This window comes from Thermus tenuipuniceus (assembly GCF_002964845.1).
Lineage (GTDB): Bacteria > Deinococcota > Deinococci > Deinococcales > Thermaceae > Thermus > Thermus tenuipuniceus.
The window spans coordinates 1-19,105 of sequence record NZ_PRDA01000042.1 but is presented as its reverse complement, the minus strand read 5'-3'; the positions used below and the strand labels follow the sequence as shown (position 1 = coordinate 19,105).

Annotated in this window: 25 protein-coding genes, 1 tRNA gene and 1 pseudogene; 11 read left to right on the top strand and 16 right to left on the bottom strand. The window is 65.9% G+C overall.

Features of this window, described 5'->3' with window-relative positions; all coding sequences use genetic code 11:
• Window positions 1-3 precede the first annotated feature (3 nt).
• Complete coding sequence (locus C2847_RS10475) at window positions 4-2,187, top strand: RelA/SpoT family protein (protein ID WP_105318295.1); 2,184 nt, start codon at window positions 4-6, stop codon at window positions 2,185-2,187.
• Between the two features lie 10 nt (window positions 2,188-2,197).
• Here C2847_RS10475 and C2847_RS10470 read toward each other — a convergent pair whose 3' ends face one another.
• Window positions 2,198-2,578, bottom strand: a complete 381-nt coding sequence (locus tag C2847_RS10470) for a secondary thiamine-phosphate synthase enzyme YjbQ (RefSeq protein ID WP_105318294.1) — start codon at window positions 2,576-2,578, stop codon at window positions 2,198-2,200.
• Between the two features lie 74 nt (window positions 2,579-2,652).
• Entirely contained in the window at window positions 2,653-3,444 is a 792-nt protein-coding gene (locus C2847_RS10465) for a class I SAM-dependent methyltransferase (RefSeq protein WP_105318293.1), read from the bottom strand.
• A gap of 33 nt (window positions 3,445-3,477) precedes the next feature.
• Between C2847_RS10465 and C2847_RS10460 the strand changes: the two genes are divergently transcribed.
• The 3 genes from C2847_RS10460 to C2847_RS10450 are packed head-to-tail and all read left to right on the top strand — an operon-like array spanning window position 3,478 to window position 5,897.
• The gene (locus C2847_RS10460) at window positions 3,478-4,524 is read left to right on the top strand and encodes a glucose-1-phosphate thymidylyltransferase (protein WP_105318292.1); all 1,047 of its coding nucleotides are present in this window, start codon (window positions 3,478-3,480) and stop codon (window positions 4,522-4,524) included.
• Window positions 4,524-5,417, top strand: coding sequence for a biotin--[acetyl-CoA-carboxylase] ligase (locus C2847_RS10455; protein WP_105318291.1), 894 nt, complete (start codon window positions 4,524-4,526; stop codon window positions 5,415-5,417). The genes C2847_RS10460 and C2847_RS10455 overlap by 1 nt, the downstream gene beginning before the upstream one ends.
• Before the next feature lie 51 nt (window positions 5,418-5,468).
• The gene (locus C2847_RS10450; protein ID WP_105318290.1) at window positions 5,469-5,897 is read left to right on the top strand and encodes a DUF2203 domain-containing protein; all 429 of its coding nucleotides are present in this window, start codon (window positions 5,469-5,471) and stop codon (window positions 5,895-5,897) included.
• On the opposite strand, the gene C2847_RS10445 is transcribed toward C2847_RS10450, so the two are convergent.
• The gene (locus C2847_RS10445; RefSeq protein WP_105318289.1) at window positions 5,842-6,240 is read right to left on the bottom strand and encodes a metallopeptidase family protein; all 399 of its coding nucleotides are present in this window, start codon (window positions 6,238-6,240) and stop codon (window positions 5,842-5,844) included. The two genes, C2847_RS10450 and C2847_RS10445, sit on opposite strands and share 56 nt — an antisense overlap.
• Window positions 6,237-6,650 carry a 23S rRNA (pseudouridine(1915)-N(3))-methyltransferase RlmH gene (locus C2847_RS10440; RefSeq protein ID WP_105318288.1) on the bottom strand — a complete coding sequence of 138 codons (414 nt, stop codon included), beginning with the start codon at window positions 6,648-6,650 and terminating at the stop codon, window positions 6,237-6,239. Before C2847_RS10440 ends, C2847_RS10445 begins: the two co-directional genes overlap by 4 nt.
• A gap of 131 nt (window positions 6,651-6,781) precedes the next feature.
• Between C2847_RS10440 and C2847_RS10435 the strand changes: the two genes are divergently transcribed.
• Genes C2847_RS10435 through lpdA form a run of 6 tightly spaced genes read left to right on the top strand, consistent with a single transcriptional unit; the run spans window position 6,782 to window position 12,104 of the window.
• A complete protein-coding gene (locus C2847_RS10435; RefSeq protein ID WP_105318287.1) occupies window positions 6,782-7,885 on the top strand; it encodes a thiamine pyrophosphate-dependent dehydrogenase E1 component subunit alpha in 1,104 nt (367 codons plus the stop codon).
• Between the two features lie 10 nt (window positions 7,886-7,895).
• Window positions 7,896-8,870 (top strand): alpha-ketoacid dehydrogenase subunit beta, encoded by a 975-nt coding sequence (locus tag C2847_RS10430; protein WP_105318286.1) that lies wholly within the window; start codon window positions 7,896-7,898, stop codon window positions 8,868-8,870.
• Between the two features lies 1 nt (window position 8,871).
• Window positions 8,872-9,075, top strand: a complete 204-nt coding sequence (locus C2847_RS10425; RefSeq protein WP_105318285.1) for a 2-oxoisovalerate dehydrogenase — start codon at window positions 8,872-8,874, stop codon at window positions 9,073-9,075.
• Window positions 9,072-9,317 carry a type II toxin-antitoxin system HicA family toxin gene (locus tag C2847_RS10420; protein WP_105318284.1) on the top strand — a complete coding sequence of 82 codons (246 nt, stop codon included), beginning with the start codon at window positions 9,072-9,074 and terminating at the stop codon, window positions 9,315-9,317. The genes C2847_RS10425 and C2847_RS10420 overlap by 4 nt, the downstream gene beginning before the upstream one ends.
• 8 nt (window positions 9,318-9,325) lie before the next feature.
• The gene (locus tag C2847_RS10415) at window positions 9,326-10,708 is read left to right on the top strand and encodes a dihydrolipoamide acetyltransferase family protein (RefSeq protein ID WP_105318283.1); all 1,383 of its coding nucleotides are present in this window, start codon (window positions 9,326-9,328) and stop codon (window positions 10,706-10,708) included.
• Between the two features lie 10 nt (window positions 10,709-10,718).
• Window positions 10,719-12,104, top strand: coding sequence for a dihydrolipoyl dehydrogenase (lpdA, locus tag C2847_RS10410; protein ID WP_105318282.1), 1,386 nt, complete (start codon window positions 10,719-10,721; stop codon window positions 12,102-12,104).
• Window positions 12,105-12,156: 52 nt separating this feature from the next.
• Here the strand turns inward: lpdA and C2847_RS10405 are convergent, their stop codons facing one another.
• The 6 genes and pseudogenes from C2847_RS10405 to lipB all read right to left on the bottom strand — a co-directional run bounded on the left by C2847_RS10405 (window position 12,157) and on the right by lipB (window position 15,773).
• Window positions 12,157-12,435, bottom strand: coding sequence for a branched-chain amino acid transport (locus tag C2847_RS10405; protein ID WP_105318317.1), 279 nt, complete (start codon window positions 12,433-12,435; stop codon window positions 12,157-12,159).
• Window positions 12,432-12,845: pseudogene (locus C2847_RS12880) on the bottom strand (AzlC family ABC transporter permease); the annotation flags it as partial. The gene C2847_RS10405 and the pseudogene C2847_RS12880, both read right to left, overlap by 4 nt.
• 30 nt (window positions 12,846-12,875) lie before the next feature.
• Window positions 12,876-13,745 carry an NAD(P)-dependent oxidoreductase gene (locus C2847_RS10395; protein ID WP_105318281.1) on the bottom strand — a complete coding sequence of 290 codons (870 nt, stop codon included), beginning with the start codon at window positions 13,743-13,745 and terminating at the stop codon, window positions 12,876-12,878.
• Between the two features lie 9 nt (window positions 13,746-13,754).
• On the bottom strand, window positions 13,755-14,102 hold the full coding sequence (locus tag C2847_RS10390) for a DUF3054 domain-containing protein (RefSeq protein WP_105318316.1): 348 nt from the start codon (window positions 14,100-14,102) through the stop codon (window positions 13,755-13,757).
• A 53-nt stretch (window positions 14,103-14,155) separates the two neighbouring features.
• Window positions 14,156-15,127, bottom strand: a complete 972-nt coding sequence (gene lipA / locus C2847_RS10385; protein ID WP_105318280.1) for a lipoyl synthase — start codon at window positions 15,125-15,127, stop codon at window positions 14,156-14,158.
• Entirely contained in the window at window positions 15,111-15,773 is a 663-nt protein-coding gene (lipB, locus tag C2847_RS10380) for a lipoyl(octanoyl) transferase LipB (RefSeq protein WP_105318315.1), read from the bottom strand. Before lipB ends, lipA begins: the two co-directional genes overlap by 17 nt.
• A gap of 126 nt (window positions 15,774-15,899) precedes the next feature.
• Here lipB and C2847_RS10375 point away from each other — a divergent pair, with 126 nt between their 5' ends.
• Window positions 15,900-16,091 (top strand): hypothetical protein, encoded by a 192-nt coding sequence (locus tag C2847_RS10375; RefSeq protein ID WP_105318279.1) that lies wholly within the window; start codon window positions 15,900-15,902, stop codon window positions 16,089-16,091.
• Here C2847_RS10375 and C2847_RS10370 read toward each other — a convergent pair.
• The 6 genes from C2847_RS10370 to C2847_RS10345 form a co-directional block, all read right to left on the bottom strand.
• Window positions 16,088-16,903 (bottom strand): SDR family oxidoreductase, encoded by an 816-nt coding sequence (locus C2847_RS10370; RefSeq protein WP_105318278.1) that lies wholly within the window; start codon window positions 16,901-16,903, stop codon window positions 16,088-16,090. The two genes, C2847_RS10375 and C2847_RS10370, sit on opposite strands and share 4 nt — an antisense overlap.
• A 62-nt stretch (window positions 16,904-16,965) precedes the next feature.
• On the bottom strand, window positions 16,966-17,409 hold the full coding sequence (gene rplI, locus C2847_RS10365; RefSeq protein WP_105318277.1) for a 50S ribosomal protein L9: 444 nt from the start codon (window positions 17,407-17,409) through the stop codon (window positions 16,966-16,968).
• 9 nt (window positions 17,410-17,418) lie between these two features.
• Complete coding sequence (gene rpsR, locus C2847_RS10360; protein ID WP_105318276.1) at window positions 17,419-17,694, bottom strand: 30S ribosomal protein S18; 276 nt, start codon at window positions 17,692-17,694, stop codon at window positions 17,419-17,421.
• Entirely contained in the window at window positions 17,691-18,503 is an 813-nt protein-coding gene (locus tag C2847_RS10355) for a single-stranded DNA-binding protein (protein ID WP_105318275.1), read from the bottom strand. The genes rpsR and C2847_RS10355 overlap by 4 nt, the downstream gene beginning before the upstream one ends.
• Window positions 18,504-18,512: 9 nt before the next feature.
• The gene (rpsF, locus tag C2847_RS10350; RefSeq protein WP_105318274.1) at window positions 18,513-18,818 is read right to left on the bottom strand and encodes a 30S ribosomal protein S6; all 306 of its coding nucleotides are present in this window, start codon (window positions 18,816-18,818) and stop codon (window positions 18,513-18,515) included.
• A gap of 97 nt (window positions 18,819-18,915) precedes the next feature.
• Window positions 18,916-18,991, bottom strand: a tRNA-Asn gene (locus C2847_RS10345).
• Window positions 18,992-19,105 lie beyond the last annotated feature (114 nt).

Below are 19,105 nucleotides of genomic sequence, written 5' to 3'. Positions count from 1 at the left end.
AGAATGGTGGTATCCGTTTCGGCTCTTTGGGACAAACTTGCACCCCTTCTAGACTACCTCCCAGCGGGGGAACGGGAGAAGGTGCGGGAGGCCTACCTCTTCGCCGAGGAGGCCCACCGGGGCCAGCTCAGGAGAAGCGGGGAGCCCTACATCACCCACCCGGTGGCGGTGGCGGAGATCCTGGCCTCCTTGCGCATGGATGCGGATACCGTGATGGCGGGCCTCCTCCACGACACCCTGGAGGACTGCGGGGTGGCCCCCGAGGAGCTGGAAAGGCGCTTTGGGCCAGGGGTGCGCAGGCTGGTGGAGGGGGAGACCAAGGTCAGCAAGCTCTACAAGCTGGCCAACCTCGAGGGGGAGGAGAAACGGGCCGAGGACCTCCGCCAGATGTTCATCGCCATGGCGGAGGACGTGCGCATCATCATCGTGAAGCTGGCGGACCGCCTTCACAACCTCCGTACCCTGGAGCACATGCCCCCCGAGAAGCAAAGACGCATCGCCCAGGAAACCCTGGAGATCTACGCCCCCCTGGCCCACCGCCTGGGGATGGGGCAGCTCAAGTGGGAGCTGGAGGACCTCTCCTTCCGCTACCTCCACCCCGAGGCCTACCACGCCCTCCTCTCCCGCATCCAGGAAACCCAGGAGGCTCGGGAGCAGATCATCCGAAAGGCCATAGCGACCCTGGAGGAAGCCCTAAGGAAGGACGAGCTCCTCCAGGCCCAGCTACAAGGCCTGGAGGTGACGGGCCGCCCCAAGCACCTCTACTCCATCTGGAAGAAGATGGAGCGGGAGGGAAAGGCCCTGGAGCAGATCTACGACCTTCTTGCGGTCCGGGTCATCCTGGACCCCAGGCCCGCCCCCACGGAGGAGGGCAGGGCCTTAAGGGAAAAGCAGGTTTGCTACCACGTCCTGGGCCTGGTCCACGCCCTTTGGCAACCCATCCCCGGAAGGGTCAAGGACTACATCGCCGTGCCCAAGCCCAACGGCTACCAGTCCCTCCACACCACGGTCATCGCCCTGGAGGGGCTTCCCCTGGAGGTGCAGATCCGCACCCAAAAGATGCACCGCGTGGCCGAGTACGGGATCGCCGCCCACTGGCTTTACAAGGAGGGCCTCACCGACCCCGAGGAGCTAAAAAGGCGGGTTTCCTGGCTTAAAAGCATCCAGGAATGGCAGCAGGAGTTTAGCAGCTCCCGGGAGTTCGTGGAGGCGGTGACCCGGGACCTCCTCGGGGGCAGGGTCTTCGTCTTCACCCCCAAGGGGCGGATCATCAATCTGCCCAAGGGGGCTACCCCCGTGGACTTCGCCTACCACATCCACACCGAGGTGGGGCACCACATGGTGGGGGCCAAGGTGAACGGGCGGATCGTTCCCCTCTCCTACGAGCTACAAAACGGGGAGATCGTGGAGATCCTCACCAGCAAAAGCGCCCATCCCTCCAAGGACTGGCTGGAGTTCGCCAAAACCCGGAGCGCCAAGAGCAAGATCCGCCAGTACTTCCGCACCCAGGAGCGCCAGGAAACCTTGGAGAGGGGACAGAACCTCCTGGAGCGTTACCTGAAGCGCCGCAGCCTCCCCAAGCCCAGCGACAGCCAGCTGGAGGAGGCCGCCAAAAAGCTGGGCATCGCCCCTTCTCCCGAGGAGCTCTACCTGGCCTTGGCCCTGAACCGCATCACCCCCAAGCAGGTGGCGGAGAAGCTTTACCCCAAGGCCCTCCTCAAGCCGGAAAAACCCAAGGCCATCCCCAAGAACGAATGGGGGATCCGCCTGGAGCAGGACCTCCAGGCGCCCATCCGCCTGGCCTCCTGCTGCGAGCCCATGAAGGGGGACGCCATCCTGGGCTTCGTCACCCGGGGCCGGGGGGTCACCATCCACCGGGCGGACTGCCCCAACCTGCGCCGCATCCTCCAGGGGCCGGAGGCCGACCGGGTCATTGGGGCCTACTGGGAGGGGGTGGGGGGCAAGGTGGTCACCCTCGAGGTCCTGGCCCAAGACCGTGCGGGCCTCCTGAGGGACGTGATGCAGGTGGTGGCCGAGGCGGGCAAGAGCGCCCTGGGCTCGGAGACCCGGATCCTCGGGCCCCTGGCCCGCATCCGCCTCCGCCTCACCGTGCAGGACGGGGAGCGGGAATTCCTCGTCCAGGCCCTAAGGGGAGTGAAAAGCGTGCAGGAAGTGCGCTGGGTCTAAGCGGGCCCAGCTAGAGGAGCTTGACCCACACCTCCCGCAGCCTCGGTCCGTCGAACTCCGCCAGGAACACCTGTTGCCAGCGGCCAAGCCTAAGCCTCCCCCCCTCGGCGGGAAGGAGGAGGTGCACCCCGGTGAGGAGGCTTTTCAGGTGGGCGTGGGAGTTCCCCTCCGCATGCCGGTCCTTGGGATGCACCCTGGGAGCGAGCTCCTCCAAGCGGGCGAGAAGGTCGTGGGCCACATCGGGATCCGCCCCCTCCTGCACGGTAAGGCCACAGGTGGTGTGGGGAACGAAGAGGTAAACCAAGCCGGTGTGCCCGGCCAAGACCTCCTCCACCTGGCGGGTGATGTTCACCAAACCTTCCTTGGGGGTGGAAATGCGAATGGCCTTCATCCTTTAAGCCTATCGGGCCAAGAAGGTAAATCTCTTAAGCAAGAGCTTAAGCGTGGCCCTGCCATGGGGTGGTATCAGGCCATGCGGGTGGCCCGCAAGGTAAAGCTCCTTTCCAGGGTGAAGGAGCGGTCCAAATCGCCAAACTCCCCCTGGGCCCAGGCCCAGAGCCCGGGCATGATGCGCTCGTGCACCTCCTCGGGGACCAGCTGGGTGAAGGAGTAAAGCCTTTCCTCCAGGGCCTCGAGGGCCTGGCGCAGGGTGCGCTCCTCCCGCCACTGGACCACCGGCTTCGCCTTGGGCCTGAGGCCAAGCCGCTTTAGGGCTTCCTCCACCTCCTCGAGGCGCTTTCTGTGCAAGCCCCGCACCACCCCCACGCCCTCCGCCTCCACCAGGGAGCGCCACCTTTCCTGGATCAGGCGCTCCTCCTCCGCCTCCATCTCGTCCCAGCCCTCCAGGAGCACCCCTCCCGGCTTCAGCACCCTCAAGGCCTCCGCCAGGGCCTTGGGCCAGTCGGGGAGGAGGTGCCAGAGGTGGACCACGATGACCCCGTGCACGCTCTCATCGGGCAGGGGAATGGCCCGGGCATCGGCCTCTATAAGGCGCACCTTGCGCATAACCCCCGCCGCCTTCTGGCGGAAGACCTCCAGCATGCCGGGATCCTTGTCCAGGGCCAGGTAGCGGTATCCCCGGGCGATGAGGGGCAGGGCGATGCGCCCGGTACCCACCCCAAGCTCCAGGAGCACCGCCTCCTCCCCCCGCACCCCCAGGGCATTCCCTATGGCGGTGGCGATGCGGCCCGCCACCTCCGGGGGGTAGGCCCGGAGGCGGTCGTAGGCGTAAGCCATGCGTACGGAAGCCTTGGGCATCCTTCTCCTTATTTTACGGGTATACTCCCTAGCGTGAAAGGACTCATTCTGGCTGCCGGACGGGGCACAAGGCTCCGTCCCCTCACCCACACAAGGCCCAAGCCGGTGATCCGGGTGGCGGGGAGGCCCATCCTCCACTACGGCCTGGAAAACCTCCTGCAAGCGGGGATAGAGGAGATCGGGGTGGTGGTTTCCCCGGAAACGGAAAAGGACATCCAGGAAGCCCTTTCGGGTTACCACGTGCGCTACATCCTGCAAGAGGAGCCCCAGGGCCTGGCCCATGCGGTGGCCGTGGCCAGGGACTTCCTGGGCCCAAGCCCCTTCGTCCTCTACCTGGGGGATAACCTCTTCCAGAAGGGAATCGCCCGCTTTCTCCAGGCCTTTACCCCGGGGGTGAGCGCGGTGATCGCCCTGGTGCGGGTGGAAAACCCCAGCCAGTTCGGGGTGGCGGTGCTGGAAGGGGAAAGGATCGTGCGCCTTCTGGAAAAACCCCAGGAGCCCCCCTCAAACCTGGCGGTGGCCGGGGTTTATGTCTTCACCCCGGAGGTGCTGGAGGTCATCGAGGGGCTCAAGCCCTCCGCCCGGGGAGAGTACGAGATCACCGACGCCATCCAGGGCCTCATCGACCGGGGGAAGAGGGTGGTGGGGGTGGAGGTGGAGGGGTGGTGGAAGGACACCGGCCGCCCCCAAGACCTCCTGGAGGCCAACCGCCTCATCCTGGAAGAACTGGAACCCTGGGTGGAGGGGGAGGTGGTGGAAAGCCAGCTCACCGGGCGGGTGGTGGTGGAGAGAGGGGCTAGGATACGGAAAAGCACCGTGATCGGCCCCGCCTTCATCGGGGAGGGCGCGGTGGTGGAAGGAGCCTACATCGGGCCCTTCACCTCCTTGGGGCCAGGCGCCAAGGTGGTGCGCTCGGAGGTGGAGTACTCCATCCTCGAGGACCACGCCATCCTGGAAGACGTGGCCTTACGCCTGCAGGAGAGCATCCTGGGGGTAGGGGCCCAGGTGAAAAACCGCGATGGCCTCCCCCGGGCCCACCGCCTGATCCTGGGGGATCTCTCCCAGGTGGAACTGGCCTGATGCCGGGCCTTCTGGACCTTCTCACCGAGGCATACCAAAGCGGCGAGGCCCTAGCCCAAAGGCTTGGGGTAAGTCGCCAGGCGGTTTCCAAGGAGGCGAAAAGGCTTCTCGCCGAGGGCTTCCCCGTGGAGATGGGCCGGAAGGGCTACCGCATCCGGCCCGGTACCCCCCTGCCCCACCTCTTCCATCCCCTGGGGCGATTGGGCCGGCCCTACCGCTACCTGGGGCGGGTGGGGAGCACCCAGGATGTCCTAAGGGCCTGGGCGGAGGCAGGAGTCGAGGAGGGAGCCCTGGTCCTGGCCGAGGTGCAGGAAAGGGGCCGGGGAAGGCGGGGAAGGCGCTGGGAAAGCAGCCCGGGGGAAAGCCTCACCTTCTCCCTCCTCCTCCGCCCCACCCTTCCCCTCTCCTCCGTGGGCCTCCTTCCCCTTCTTGCCGGCCTGGCCCTTTGGCGGGCGGTGGGGGTGGGGGGGCTCAAGTGGCCCAACGACCTCCTCTCCCCCGACCGCAGGAAGCTGGCCGGGGTGCTCCTCGAGGCCAAGACCGAGGGGGAGGAGGTGGCCTACGTCCTCCTGGGGGTAGGGGTGAACGTGGACTGGGCCCCCGAGGGTGCCGCCGCCTTGAGGGAGTTCGCTCCCCTTTCCCGGCGGGAGGTGCTTTTGGGCTTCCTGCTCCAGTTGGAAAGCCTCCTCCCCCTTCTGGAAAGCCCGGAAACCCTCCTCCCCCTCTACCGGAAGGCCTCCTACACCCTAGGCCAAAGGGTGCGGGTCCACACCGCAAGGGGCCTCGTGGAGGGCGTGGCGGAAGACGTACTCCCCGATGGAAGCCTCCAGGTGGAAGGGGTACGGGTGGGGGCGGGGGAGGTGGACCTCCTACCCCAGGCCCCCGATGCTTGAGTATCCCAGGCTTAGATTTTTCAAAATGGTTGTGCTAGGATAAGGCCAGGTATGTTTGCCCGCATCTTCACCAAGGAAGAGGCCGACGCCCTCTTGCCCGAGATCCAGCGGGTCCTCTCCCAGATGCGGCAGGCTCGGAAGGAGCTTTCCGAGGTGCAGGCCCGGCTTCCCGAGGCCCGGGGGCTGGAGCGCAGGAACCTCGAGGAGGAAGCGCGCTTTCTCCTGGGCTCCTTGGAGGCGGACGCCCGCTACCTGGCCTCCTTAGGGGTCTTTCTCAAGGACCTGGACCGGGGCCTGGTGGACTTCCCCGCCCGGGTTGGAGGCGAGGTGGTCTTCCTTTGCTGGCAGGAGGGCGAGCCTGAGGTGGCCCACTACCATCCCCTGGCGGGGGGGTTTGCCGAGCGGCGCCCCTTAAAGGGAGAAACTAACGGCCTTCTCCCCCAGGCCTCCCGCCCCGGCGAAACTCGGCCAGGCGCATAAGGTCCTCCCGCACCAGGTCGTCCTGGCCCGCCAAGGACTCCAGGTGGTGCCTTAACTCGTGGAGGAGGGTTTCCCAGACCTCCCCTTCCCAGTCAAACCCCGGGCCCGCCACCCTTCGGAAGGAGCCATAGTAGAGGGCGATGTGCCGCCCGAGCCCCTCAAATCCCCGGAAGGTGGAAGGGGGGCCGGGGTCCAGGTACTCCCCAAGCCGCCACACCCCTCTTAGCCCAGGCTCCGGTTTGGCTTGGGGAAACACGTGCACCCCCTGAAGCTCCCGCTTGAAGGCCTCGGGGATCTCCGCCCAAAGCCTTTCCACCAACGCCACAAAGGCCTCGTAGGTCATGGCCGATGGTAGGGATGCCCGGCCCTTAAGGTGAGGATCCGGTAAAGCTGCTCCATGAGGACCAGAAGGGCCAGCTCGTGCTGCAGGGTAAGGGGGGAAAGGGAAAGGAGGAGGTCGGCTCCCTCACGTACCCCCTCAGGGTACCCTTCGGCGCCCCCCACCAAAAAGGCCAACCGTTCCCCCTCCCAGCGCCTCAACTCTTCCAGAAGCCTCTCCGTGGTGAAGAGCCTTCCCCTTTCGTCCAGGACCACCTTGCGGTGGCCTTCCGCCTTGGGCAGGAGGTCCTGGGCCTCCTTGACGAAGTGGACCTCGAGGGGAGCATATTTCCGGATGCGCATGGCATACTCTTCCACCCCCATCCGGGCGTAATCCAACCTGGGTTTGCCCACCGCCACCACCCTAAGGCGCACCTCCCCATTTTAGGACCGGTATACTCAAGGCGAAGGGAAAGTGGGACCTCGCCCACCCCGATAAAGGAGCCTCAGGCCCTTACCCAGGGCAGGCTCTAAGGGCGCCAAAAGCGCCGAAAAAGGAGGGTTTTATGGTAAAGGACACCCACCGGCTTCAGCCCTTCACCCCCGAGCCCATAAGGCTCCTCGGGGAGAAGGGGGAGTGGCTGGGGGACTTCCCCTTGGATCTGGACGAGGATAAGCTACGCCGCCTGTACCGGGACATGCTGGCGGCCCGGATGCTGGATGAGCGCTACACCATCCTCATCCGCACCGGCAAGACCAGCTTCATCGCCCCTTCGGCCGGGCACGAGGCCGCCCAGGTGGGCATCGCCCACGCCATTCGAAGGGGCTTTGACTGGGTCTTCCCCTACTACCGCGACCACGGCCTGGCCCTGGCCCTGGGCCTGCCGCCCAAGGAGCTTTTCGGCCAGATGCTGGCCACCCAGGCCGACCCCAACAAGGGCCGGCAGATGCCCGAGCACCCGGGGTCCAAGGCCCTCAACTACTTCACCGTGGCCAGCCCCATCGCCTCCCACGTACCCCCCGCCGCCGGGGCGGCCATCAGCATGAAGCTCTTGCGCACGGGCCAGGTGGTGGTCTGCACCTTCGGGGACGGGGCCACCAGCGAGGGGGACTGGTATGCGGGGATCAACTTCGCCGCCGTGCAGGGCGCCCCTGCCGTCTTCATCGCCGAGAACAACTTCTACGCCATCAGCGTGGACTATAGCCGCCAGACCCATAGCCCCACCCTCGCCGACAAGGCCCATGCCTTCGGCATCCCCGGCTATCTGGTGGATGGCATGGACGTCCTGGCCTCCTACTACGTGGTGAAGGAGGCGGTGGAGCGGGCCCGCATGGGAGAGGGCCCGAGCCTGGTGGAGCTCAGGGTCTACCGCTATGGCCCCCACTCCTCCGCGGACGACGACAGCCGCTACCGCCCCAAGGAGGAGGTGGAGGCCTGGCGGAAACGGGACCCCATCCTCCGCTTCCAGCGCTTCCTGGAGGAAAGGGGCCTCTGGAACCTGGAATGGGAGGAGGACCTGAGGGCGGAGATCCGCGCCGAGTTGGAGCGGGGCCTGAAGGAAGCCGAGGAGGCCGGCGCCGTACCCCCCGAGTGGATGTTCGACGACGTCCTTGCGGAAAAGCCCTGGCACCTAAAGCGCCAGGAGGCCCTTCTCAAGGAAGAGCTTTAAGGAGGTCCCCATGGCCCTCATGACCATGGTGCAAGCCCTGAACCGGGCCCTGGACGAGGAGATGGCCCTGGACCCCCGGGTGGTGGTCCTGGGAGAGGATGTGGGCAAGAGGGGCGGGGTCTTCCTGGTGACGGAAGGCCTTTTGCAGAAGTACGGCCCCGACCGGGTTATGGACGCCCCCCTTTCCGAGGCGGCCATCGTGGGGGCCGCCCTGGGTATGGCCGCCCACGGCTTAAGGCCCGTGGCCGAGATCCAGTTTGCGGACTACATCTTCCCCGGCTTCGACCAGCTGGTGAGCCAGGTGGCCAAGCTCCGCTACCGCTCGGGAGGGCAGTTCACCGCCCCTCTGGTGGTGCGGATGCCCTCCGGGGGCGGGGTCAAGGGAGGGCACCACCATTCCCAAAGCCCGGAGGCCCTTTTCGTCCACACCGCCGGGCTCAAGGTGGTGGCGGTTTCCACCCCCTATGACGCCAAGGGCCTTTTAAAGGCAGCCATCCGCGACGAGGACCCCGTGGTCTTCCTGGAGCCCAAAAGGCTTTACCGCTCGGTGAAGGAGGAGGTGCCGGAGAAGGACTACGTCCTGCCCCTGGGCAAGGCCGCCATCAGGCGGGAGGGGAAGGACCTCACCCTCATCGGCTACGGCACGGTCATGCCCGAGGTGCTCCAGGCGGCGGAGGAGCTGGAGAAGGCGGGGGTTTCCGCCGAGGTTCTGGACCTCCGCACCCTCATGCCCTGGGATTACGAGGCGGTGATGAACTCCGTGGCCAAAACGGGAAGGGCCGTGCTGGTATCCGACGCCCCCCGGCACGCCAGCTTCGTCAGCGAGGTGGCGGCCACCCTCGCCGAGGACATCCTGGACATGCTTCTCGCCCCTCCCATCCGGGTGACGGGGTTTGACACCCCGTACCCCTACGCCCAGGACAAGCTGTACCTGCCCACCGTCACCCGCATCCTCAACGCCGCCAAGCGGGCGTTAGACTACTGATATGCCCAAGGAGCTTATGGTGGAGGAAGCGGAGGAGGGAGGCTACGTGGCCCGGGCCCTCGAGGAACCCATCTTGACCCAGGGGAAAACCTGGGAGGAGCTTAAGGAGATGGTGCAGGATGCCGTGCGTTGCCCCTTCCCCGAAGGGGAAGCCCCCAGGGTCATCCGCTTGCTCTTCGTCCGGGAGGAGGTTCTGGCCCCGTGAAGCTTCTCCGGGATCTCCATGGGGGGGAGCCGGCAAAGCGCTTGTCCCGCCTGGACTACCAGGCGGTGTGGCAGACGGGAAGCCACATTCGCCCCACCTGGAACGAAGGAGGCCAGGAGCACCACCTCACCATCCCCCGCCACCATCCCCTTAAGCTGGCCACCCTGGCGGGGATCCCATGGGAGATTGCGGAGGCGCGAAACCTAACGCGGGAAGAGCTTCTTAAGCTTTTAGACCTGTAAGGAGGCCTATGCCCAAGGAAATCCTCATGCCCGAACTGGCGGAAAGCGTGGTGGAAGGCGAGATCCTCAAGTGGCTGGTGGAGGAAGGGGACTACCTCAAGAAGGACCAGCCCTTCGTGGAGGTGATGACCGACAAGGTCACGGTGGAGCTACCCTCCCCCTACGAGGGGGTGCTTTTGAAAAAACTGGCCAAGGAAGGGGAGGTGGTCAAGGTCCACGCCCCCATCGCCCTTCTGGCGGAGCCCGGGGAGGCCGTGGCTGGGGTAAAGGAGGTAAAGGAGGAGGCTCCGCCCGTGCAAGCGGTGGAGGAGCGCTCCATCGTGGAGCCCGGCCTTCCCCCAAAAGAGGAAAAGGAGGATCTCTCCCTCTTCAAACCGGACACCACCCAGGTGGCCGTGAAAAACCCTTTCCTCCAGGAAAGCCAGGTCAAAGAGGAGGCCAGGCCCCAAGGCCGGGTGCTGGCGGTCCCCGCCGCCCGGAAGCTGGCCCGGGAACTGGGGATTCCCCTCGAGGCCATCCCCGGCTCCGGCCCCATGGGCCGCATCCGGGTGGAGGACGTGCGGGCCTATGCCGAACAGCTTAAGGCCCAGGCCGCACCCCCACCCCCAAGCCCCAAGGAGGCCCCAGCACCCCTGCCCGCGGGCTTCCCGCCCCCACCCCGCTACACCCCCCCCAAGGGCTACGAGCACCTGGAGGAGCGCATCCCCCTAAGGGGCATCCGCCGCACCATCGCCCAGGGGCTTTGGCAGAGCCACCTCTTCACCGTGCGCACCCTAAACGTGGACGAGGCCGACCTCACGGAGCTGGTGGCCCTGAGGGAGCGCCTGAAGCCCGAGGCCGAACGCCAGGGGGTGAAGCTCACCTACCTCCCCTTCATCTTCAAGGCGGTGGTGCGGGCTTTGAAGAAGTTCCCCATGCTGAACACCAGCCTGGACGAGGAAAGGCAGGAGATCGTCTACAAACGCTACTACCACCTGGGCCTGGCGGTGGCCACGGAAAGGGGGCTCATCGTGCCCGTGGTGCGGGACGTGGACCGCAAAAACATCCTGGAGCTAGCCCAGGAGATCGCCGAGCTCTCCACCAAGGCCCGGGAAGGAAAGCTCTCTCCCGAGGAGGTCACGGGGTCTACCTTCACCGTCACCAACATCGGCTCCGTGGGGGCTTTGATGAGCTTTCCCATCATCAACGTTCCCGAGGCCGCCGTCCTGGGGGTGCACTCCATCCGGAAGCGGCCCTGGGTGATGCCGGATGGCTCCATCCAGGCGCGGGACATCATGTACCTTTCCCTTTCCTTTGACCACCGCCTGGTGGACGGGGCGGAGGCCGCCTCCTTCACCCGGGAGGTGATCCGGCTCCTGGAAAACCCCGACCTGCTCCTTCTGGAAATGTAGGATAGACCCCATGAAGACCTACGACCTCATCGTGATCGGCACCGGACCCGGCGGCTACCACGCCGCCATCCGGGGAGCGCAGCTCGGGCTTAAGGTTCTGGCGGTGGAGGCCGCCGAGGTGGGGGGCGTGTGCCTGAACGTGGGCTGCATTCCCACCAAGGCGCTTTTGCACGCCGCGGAAACCGTACGCCACCTCAAGGAGGCCGAGGGCTTTGGCCTTAAGGCCAAGCCCGAGCTGGACCTCAATCAGCTTGGCTCCTGGCGGGATGGCGTGGTGAAAAAGCTCACCGGGGGGGTAGCCGGGCTTCTCAAGGGCAATAAGGTGGAGCTTTTGCGGGGCTTCGCCCGCTTCAAGGGGCCCAAGGAGATCGAGGTAAACGGGGAAACCTATGGGGCCAAAGCTCTCATCCTCGCCACGGGAAGCGAGCCTCAACCCCTAAAGGGCTTTCCCTTTGGGGAGGATGTCTGGGACTCCACCCGGGCCCTAAGGGTGGAAGAGGGCATCCCCAAGCGCCTTTTGGTGATCGGGGGCGGGGCGGTGGGGTTGGAACTTGGCCAGATCTACCACCGCCTGGGCTCGGAAGTGACCCTGATCGAATACATGCCGGAGATCCTCCCCGCAGGGGATAGGGAAACCGCTGCCCTCCTGCGCAGGGCTCTGGAGAAGGAAGGCCTTAAGGTACGCACGGGCACCAAGGCGGTGGGTTACGAGAAGAAAAAGGATGGCCTCCACGTGCTCCTCGAGGCCGCCCAGGGAGGAAACCAAGAGGAGATCGTAGTGGACAAGGTCCTGGTGGCCGTGGGCCGCAGGCCCCGCACGGAAGGGCTCGGCCTGGAGAAGGCCGGGGTGAAGGTGGACGAACGGGGCTTCATCCAGGTGAATGCCCGCATGGAAACCTCGGCCCCCGGGGTCTACGCCATCGGGGACGTGGCCAGACCGCCCCTTCTCGCCCACAAGGCCATGAAGGAGGGCCTGGTGGCCGCCGAGAACGCCGCCGGCAAAAACGCCCTCTTCGACTTCCAGGTGCCCAGCGTGGTCTACACCGGCCCCGAATGGGCCGGGGTGGGGCTCACGGAGGAGGAGGCGGAGAAGGCGGGGTATAAGGTCAAGGTGGGGAAGTTTCCCTTTTCCGCCAGCGGCCGGGCCCTTACCCTGGGTGGGGCGGAGGGCCTGGTGAAGGTGGTGGGGGATGCGGAAACCGACCTCCTTCTCGGGGTCTTCGTGGTGGGTCCTCAGGCGGGGGAGCTCATCGCCGAGGCCACCTTGGCCCTGGAGATGGGGGCCACGGTCTCCGACCTGGGCCTCACCATCCACCCCCATCCCACCCTCTCCGAGGGCCTCATGGAGGCGGCAGAAGCCCTCCACAAGCAGGCTATCCACATCCTGAACCGTTGACCCAACCAGGTTCTTTGGGAGTCCCCGGTGGGGCTTCTGCCCCACCGGGCCCTTAAAAGCCCAGGGCCCCGAGGAGCCCGTAAAGCCCTGCCCCCAGGAAGACGGCCACACCTAGGTTCCCGGTGAGCCTAAGCCCCAGATAGGTGCAAAGAAGGGCCAAGGCCGCCCGGACCCACTCGGAAGAAGGAGGCGGGCTAAAGGCGGAGACCAGGAAAAGGGCCACCACCAAGGCGGGCCCTGCCTGGCCCGCCTTCAGGCTTTTTGCCCTCCGCCAGGGCAGGAAGCGGAGGAGAAGGGTGCCCAAATCCAGAAGGAGAAGGACCAGGGTCATGCCTTTCGCCCTTTCCAGGGTTCCTTCCAAAGAAGCCCCACCACCCCTGCCAGGAATAGACCTCAGGCCGTCTGGCCCAGGAGGTGAAACCCCAGGGCCACTCCGCCCGCCAAAAGGGCCACCGGGTTCCGCAGATGGGGCAGGGCCAGGAGGAGAAAAAGGGCGGGAAGGGCAAAGGCAAGGGCCTCCCCCAGGCGGGGCCAGGCCAGAAGCCCCTTAGCCCCCAAGGCGGTGCCCAGGTTCCAGGAAAGGCACGCTCCCAAACCCAAGCCCAGGAAGTAGCCCCGCCTCTTTTCCGGGGAAAGGCCAGGAAGCGTCCTTAAGGCCAGGGCGAAGAGCTCGTCGGTGAGGAAAAAGGCTTCCGGAGGGCCTCCTTTCAGGTAGGGCCTCAGGGCCGGGCCGTGGAATAGGCCAGGCAGCCCGCAGGCCTTCCCTCATTCTTAGCGGATCTCCGCCCCGCCCCAGCGCTCCAAAAGCTTCAAGGCCTCCACGTGGTCGGCCTCCGGGCCCAGCTCCCTCCCCGCCATCTCGTACACCTCCCGGGTGAGGCGAAGTAGGGGGCTTGGGGCCTTTTCCCCATCCAAAACCCCCATGGCGATCCCCAGGTCCTTCACCAACAGGCCCAGGGCGAAGGTCTTGGGGAAGGCCCGGGTGACAACCCTTTGGGGAATCAGGTTCTCCGTGGCGTTGGAGCGGCCGCTGGAGGCGTTGATGACCTCGAGGGCCTTCTCCGCGGAAACCCCCTGCCGCACCAAGGCGAGGAGTCCTTCCCCCGCCGCCCAGAGGTTCACCGCCAAAAGGGCGTTGTTGATGGCCTTCACCGCATGCCCCGCCCCCACGGGCCCCACGTGGACCACCTTCTTGGCGTAGGCCAGGTAGGGCTTCACCCTCTCCACTGCCTCCTCGGGCCCCCCCATCATCACCGTGAGGGTGCCCCTTTCCGCCCCCATGGTCCCACCGGATACCGGGGCGTCCAGGTAAACCACGCCCTTTTCCAAAAGGCGTTCCGCCAGTTTGCGGCTTCCCTCGGGTTCCCCGCTGGTGGCGTCCACCCAGTAGGTGCCGGGCCGGAGGTGGGGCAGGAGGGCCTCCGCCACCTGGCTTACCTCCTTGGTGGTGGGCAGGCAGGTGAAGATCACCTGGGCCTCCGCCACCCCTTCCAGGGGGACCGCTTGGGAGCCGAACTCCTCCTGGTGCTTTAAGGCCTTGGCGAAGGTGCGGTTCCAGACCAGGGTGGGAAACCTCTTGGCCAGATGGCCGGCCATGGGGTAGCCCACGGCCCCAAGACCGAGGAAGGCCAGCTTCTCCATGCCCCCTTTTTACCAGACCTTTACAAGCTTGGCGAGGCCCCGGAAAAGGAGGAGGAAGAGAAGGCCAAAGGCCATGGCCACGCCCAGGAAGACGAAAAACCCCACCCCAAAGCCCCCGCCCAGGACCATCTGCCTAAGCCAAAGCCCCGCGGGGAAGGCAATGGCCCAGGTGAGGAGGAGGTTAGCCCAGGTGGGCCTGCGGTAGGTGCCGAGGAAGGGGGCAAGGAGGAGCCAGACGAAAAGCACGGGGAGCACGTTCCGGGCCAGGCCCCCCAGGGTGATGGGAAGCCCATGGGAAAGAAGCCCGGTTCCGGCAAAGAGGAGAAGAGCCAAGAGGTCTAGAAGAAAAAGCGGCATGCCAGCGGTGCGGCCTCCGGTCATGGCTCTAGCCTACCAGGTGGAAAGGCCCTCTACTTCTTTGAAGCCTCCAGGAAGACCTTATCCGCCCGGTAGGAGCTCCGCACCAGGGGCCCGGCGAAGACCTCCTTAAAGCCCAGCCCGTACCCCCAGGCCTCGTAGCGCTTGAAGTCCTCCGGGGGCACGTAGCGCTCCACGGGCAGGTGGGCGGGGGTGGGGCGCAGGTACTGGCCCAGGGTGAGGATATCCACCCCGGCCGCCCTCAGGTCCCGCATGGCCTCGAGGATCTCCTCCTCCGTTTCCCCCAGGCCCAGCATGAGGCTACTCTTGGTAAGAACGTCAGGCCGGTAGCGCTTGGCGTGGGCCAGGACCCCAAGGGTCTGGTCGTACCCCGCCCGGGGGTCCCGCACCCTGGGGGTGAGGCGGCGCACGGTCTCCAGGTTCTGGGCATAGACCTCCGGACCGGCATCCAAAACCGTTTCCACTGCCTTAAGGTCCCCCTGGAAGTCGGGGGTGAGGGCCTCTACCAAGACCCCAGGGGCCTTCTCCTTGATGGCCCGAATGGTGGCGGCGAAGTGGGCCGCCCCGCCATCGGGAAGGTCGTCCCGGTCCACGCTGGTGAGGACCACGTAGCGGATATGGAGCCGGGCAATGGCCTCGGCCACCCTCCTGGGCTCCTCCGGATCCACAATGCCCCTGGGGTTTCCCGTATCCACGGCGCAAAACTTGCAGGCCCGGGTGCAGATGCTCCCCAGGATCATCACCGTAAGGGTGCCGTGGCTCCAGCACTCCCCCACGTTGGGGCAAAGGGCCTCCTGGCAGACGGTGTGGAGCTTGAGCTCGTTCACCGTGGCCTTCAGGGCCTGGTACTTGGCCCCCGTGGGCAGGGTGGCCCTAAGCCATGCGGGCTTATTCCGGTCCACGGGCTCGGGCCGGGCCTGGGCTAGGCCGTGCTTCACCACCTTGAGCTCCACCACCTCCCCGGTGGGGGCAAGGAGCTCCACGGTTTCAAACTTGGGCTTCACGATGGTCCTCCTTTACACGGGGCTCCATTCCGAAAACCCCGGCGAAGGCCCGCACCACCCTGCCCTTCACCTCCGGCATAGGGACCTTGCGGCCCAAAAGCCGCTCCAGGGAGGTGACCCCCTTCCCCTTTAGCCCGCAGGGGATGATGACGGAGAAGTCGTTTAAGTCGGTGTTCACGTTGAGGGCAAAGCCGTGGAAGCTCACCTCCTCCTTCACCGCCACCCCGATGGCGCAAAGCTTGTCCTCCCCCACCCAGACCCCCGCGTACCCCGGGGTAGGGTAGGCCTTTAGGCCATAGGAGGCCGCCACCTTGACGATGGCCTCCTCTATCTGCCGAAGGAAGCGGCGCACCTCCCGGCCCACGGGAAAGATGGGGTAGCCCACCAGCTGCCCGGGCCCATGGTAGGTGACGTCCCCACCCCGCTCCACCCAGTAGACCTCAAAGCCGTTTTCCCGGTACCAGTTTTCGGGGAAAAGGAGGTTCTCCCCCGTGGCCTTCCGGCCCAGGGTGATCACCCGGGGATGCTCCAAAAGCAGCAGGGTGGGAGGGCGCTCGCCCCGCACCACCTCCTTGTGCACCCTTTTCTGGTACTCCCAGGCTTGGGAGTAGGGCAAAAGGCCCAGGTCCTCCACCAGAAACTCCACGTCCCTAAGCATACGCCAGGGAAAAGCCCCCTTAAAGTATGGGGTCTCACAGCGCCGCCAACCTGTTTGCCCATGGGGCAAAGCCGCCATGACCGCCTTCTGACCCGAGGGACCTAGGCTAGGGCCATGAACCCGGAAACCCAGCTGGAGATGCTCTTGGAGCTTGACCCCGAGGCCTTGGACCCTGGGCTGGCGGAGGGGCTCATGGATGAGGTGCTGGCGGTCTTCCGCAAGCACCTTCCCGTACGGAGCCTCGAGGGCATCCTGAAGCGGCAGGAGGGCCACCTGATCCTTCTGGTGAGCCTGGAGCTGGCCTAGGCCAGAAAGCGGGCCAGGAGCCGGTCCCGTAAGGCCTCAGGGAGGCGGCGGAGAAGAAGGGTCTGCCACCCCCTAGGGGCCACCAGGTAGCGGGCCCTGGGCCTTGGGTCTTGGAGGGCCTTAAGCACCACCTCCGCCACCCTCTCGGGGGGCAGGCCCCTTTTGGCGCTGGCCCGGGCCGCCCTGCGGACCACCTCCAGGTAGCGGCCGTACACCCTTTCCGTACCGGGGGGAGGCGGTTCCAAATAGGTTTCCGCCCAGCGTTCCGAACGTTCCCAGATGGGGGTGGCTACGGGTCCTGGTTCCACCAAGACCACCCTCACCCCAAAGGGAAGGAGCTCCACCCTCAGGGCATCCGCCAGGGCCTCGAGGGCGAACTTGCTGGCGGCGTAGGGCCCCATGAGGGGCAGGGCCACCAGGCCGGAAACCGAGCCCATGAGCACCACCCGCCCCCGGCTCTTTCGGAGAAGGGGCAAAAAGGCCCTCACCGTGGCGAAGGCCCCGAGGACGTTCACCTCCAGCACCTGGCGGAAAGCGGAAGGGGGAATAAGCTCCAAGGGCCCCGCCACCGCCACCCCCGCATTGGCCACCAATCCCCCCAACCCTTCCCCTTCCAGAAGCCTCCTGGCCTGCACAAGGCTTTCCTCCTGGGTTATATCCAGGAAAAGGGGCACCGCCCCCAGGGCGCGAAGGGCCTCCGCATCCTCAGATTTGCGCACCCCGCCATAGACCCGAAAACCCCTTTCCGCCAAGAGCCGGGCCGTGGCCAGGCCGATGCCGCTACCCGCTCCCGTGATCAGCACAGCCCCCATAGGTAAAGCTTAAGGACCCCTGGGATGCCAGGGGTCCCCGCAGCCTGCCGGGCCCATGGCCCCTACTGGGCCACCACGCTCACCTTCAAGGCGATGGGCACCTCGGGGTGGGGCTTGTAGGTGAGGACGTACTCCCCCAGCTCCTTGATGGGCTTTTCCAGCACCAGGCGCTTGGGATCGATGGTGATGCCGTGCTGACGCGAAAGGGCCTCAGCGACGTCCTTGGCGGTCACGGAGCCGTAGATCTTGGTCTCCCCCGCCCGCACCGGAATGGTAAGGGTGAGGTTCTCCAGAATCTCCTTAAGCCTCTCCGCCTCCGCCTTCCTCTCCGCCAGGCGCTTGGCCTGGGCACGGATCCTGGCCTCGAGGGCCTTCAGGTTGCTCTCCGTGGCCAAGACCGCCAGGCCCCGGGGCAGGAGGTAGTTCCTGGCGTAGCCGGGCTTCACGTTCACCACCTGGCCCACATCGCCCAGGTTCTCCAGGGGTTCCAGCAGGATGACCTTCATGTCCACCCCCTATTTGCGCACCAGCTTCTCCGTGAAGGGAAGAAGCCCAAGAATCCTCGCCCGCTTGATGGTGCGGGCCAGAATGCGCTGCTCCTTGGCGGAAAGCCCCGTGCGGCGGCGGGGAAGGATCTTCCCCGTCTCCGACAGGAACCGCTTCAGCACCTCCACGTTGCGGTAATCCTTAAGGTCAAACTCCCCCAGGCTGGCCTTGACCTTGGCCTTCCTGGAAGGGCGCTTCTGCGCCTCTTTTACCGCCTTCTTGGGTTTAGCGTTCTTCGTGCTCAAAACGGCAAATCCTCCTCCGGCGGGAAGTCTTCCAGTCCTTCGTCGATGTCCACCCCACCCGTCTGGACAGAGCGCCCTGGCTCTTGGGGCCTGCTTCCGCCGGTCCTTTCAGGCCCACGGGTGGGTCGCTCCAACCTGAGGGCTTCCACACGGGTCTGGAAGCGCCTCTCCCCGGTAGAGCTCGTCCAGGAGTCGTTCACCAAACGGCCGATCACCAAAAGCCCCTCGCCCCGCTTGAGCTCGGAGGCCCACTCGGCCAGGTCGCGCCAGGCCTGAACCTCTATGAAGTGGGTCCTCTCCCCGTCCGGCCCCTGGCCCGGGCGGCGCTCGTTCACCGCCAAGCCCAGCCTGGCCACCGCCGTCCCCTGGGGGGTGTAACGCAGATCGGGATCGCGGGTGAGGTTGCCCATGAGGATCACCTGGTTTAGGGCGTGGCGGAGCCTGGGCTGGCCCCGGGCGTCCTCGAGGGTCTCGCGGCCCCTCCCCTCCAGGGGGTCAATGAAGTCCGCCCGGATCTGGACCTCGCTCCGCTTCTCCCCTTCCCGCTCCCACTGCCGGTACTCTAGCCGGCCCTCCACAAAGACCAGCTGCCCCCTTTCCAGGATGTCTCCCCACATCTCCGCCTGCCGGCCCAAAAGGCGCACCCGGTGGTACCAGGGCACCTCCCGTTCCTGGCCGGAGGCATCCAGGAGGGCATCCTGGCCCGCCAGGTTCAGGTCCAGAATGGCCATACCCCCCGGGGTGTAGCGCATGTCCGGACGGGCGGTAAGGGTACCGATAAGGAAAACGCGGTTCAGGCCTCTTGCCATGGGAACAGTCTACGCCTTGGTGAGGAGGGGCTCCTGGGTTTTCACCACCATGACCCGGCGCACGTTATCGCGCAGGCGAAGCTCCCGGGCCAGGTTGTTCACCCGGTCTTCGGGCATCTCCACCTGGTACAAGAGGAAGTAGCCCTGGGTGTCCTTGGCGATGGGGTAGGCCAGGCGGCGAAGGCCCCATTCCTCCACCTTTTCCACCCGGGCCCCATGGGCCTCGAGGGCCTTCCCGATGATCTCCTTCTCCAGGGCAAGCTGGGTCTGGTCCAGGTTGGGGCTCAGGATGATGTTCACCTCGTACTTGCGCATCCACACCTCCTTTCCGGGCCGGGCAGGCCGCACGAGTTAAGATTATACCCTTTCGCCTCCCCTAAAAAAAGACCCAGGGGGCCCTAAGGCCCCCATATGGCTCCGCGGGCAGGACTCGAACCTGCGACCAACCGGTTAACAGCCGGCCGCTCTACCTGCTGAGCTACCGCGGACCGACCGCACTAGGCACTATAGCAGGAGGCCCTGGGAAGCGTCAAGAAGGTGTAATTGGCCACCACATTTGAGACACCTTGGGGAACCGACCCCTCCTGCATCCTAGCCAGAAA

Coding starts and splice junctions, on each gene's coding strand:
- C2847_RS10475 (WP_105318295.1), top strand. CDS start 4: ATGGTGGTATCCGTTTCGGCTCTTTGGGACAAACTTGCACCCCTTCTA.
- C2847_RS10470 (WP_105318294.1), bottom strand. CDS start 2,578: ATGAAGGCCATTCGCATTTCCACCCCCAAGGAAGGTTTGGTGAACATC.
- C2847_RS10465 (WP_105318293.1), bottom strand. CDS start 3,444: ATGCCCAAGGCTTCCGTACGCATGGCTTACGCCTACGACCGCCTCCGG.
- C2847_RS10455 (WP_105318291.1), top strand. CDS start 4,524: ATGCCGGGCCTTCTGGACCTTCTCACCGAGGCATACCAAAGCGGCGAG.
- C2847_RS10450 (WP_105318290.1), top strand. CDS start 5,469: ATGTTTGCCCGCATCTTCACCAAGGAAGAGGCCGACGCCCTCTTGCCC.
- C2847_RS10445 (WP_105318289.1), bottom strand. CDS start 6,240: ATGACCTACGAGGCCTTTGTGGCGTTGGTGGAAAGGCTTTGGGCGGAG.
- C2847_RS10435 (WP_105318287.1), top strand. CDS start 6,782: ATGGTAAAGGACACCCACCGGCTTCAGCCCTTCACCCCCGAGCCCATA.
- C2847_RS10430 (WP_105318286.1), top strand. CDS start 7,896: ATGGCCCTCATGACCATGGTGCAAGCCCTGAACCGGGCCCTGGACGAG.
- C2847_RS10425 (WP_105318285.1), top strand. CDS start 8,872: ATGCCCAAGGAGCTTATGGTGGAGGAAGCGGAGGAGGGAGGCTACGTG.
- C2847_RS10415 (WP_105318283.1), top strand. CDS start 9,326: ATGCCCAAGGAAATCCTCATGCCCGAACTGGCGGAAAGCGTGGTGGAA.
- lpdA (WP_105318282.1), top strand. CDS start 10,719: ATGAAGACCTACGACCTCATCGTGATCGGCACCGGACCCGGCGGCTAC.
- C2847_RS10405 (WP_105318317.1), bottom strand. CDS start 12,435: ATGACCCTGGTCCTTCTCCTTCTGGATTTGGGCACCCTTCTCCTCCGC.
- C2847_RS10395 (WP_105318281.1), bottom strand. CDS start 13,745: ATGGAGAAGCTGGCCTTCCTCGGTCTTGGGGCCGTGGGCTACCCCATG.
- C2847_RS10390 (WP_105318316.1), bottom strand. CDS start 14,102: ATGCCGCTTTTTCTTCTAGACCTCTTGGCTCTTCTCCTCTTTGCCGGA.
- C2847_RS10375 (WP_105318279.1), top strand. CDS start 15,900: ATGAACCCGGAAACCCAGCTGGAGATGCTCTTGGAGCTTGACCCCGAG.
- C2847_RS10370 (WP_105318278.1), bottom strand. CDS start 16,903: ATGGGGGCTGTGCTGATCACGGGAGCGGGTAGCGGCATCGGCCTGGCC.
- rplI (WP_105318277.1), bottom strand. CDS start 17,409: ATGAAGGTCATCCTGCTGGAACCCCTGGAGAACCTGGGCGATGTGGGC.
- C2847_RS10355 (WP_105318275.1), bottom strand. CDS start 18,503: ATGGCAAGAGGCCTGAACCGCGTTTTCCTTATCGGTACCCTTACCGCC.
- rpsF (WP_105318274.1), bottom strand. CDS start 18,818: ATGCGCAAGTACGAGGTGAACATCATCCTGAGCCCCAACCTGGACCAG.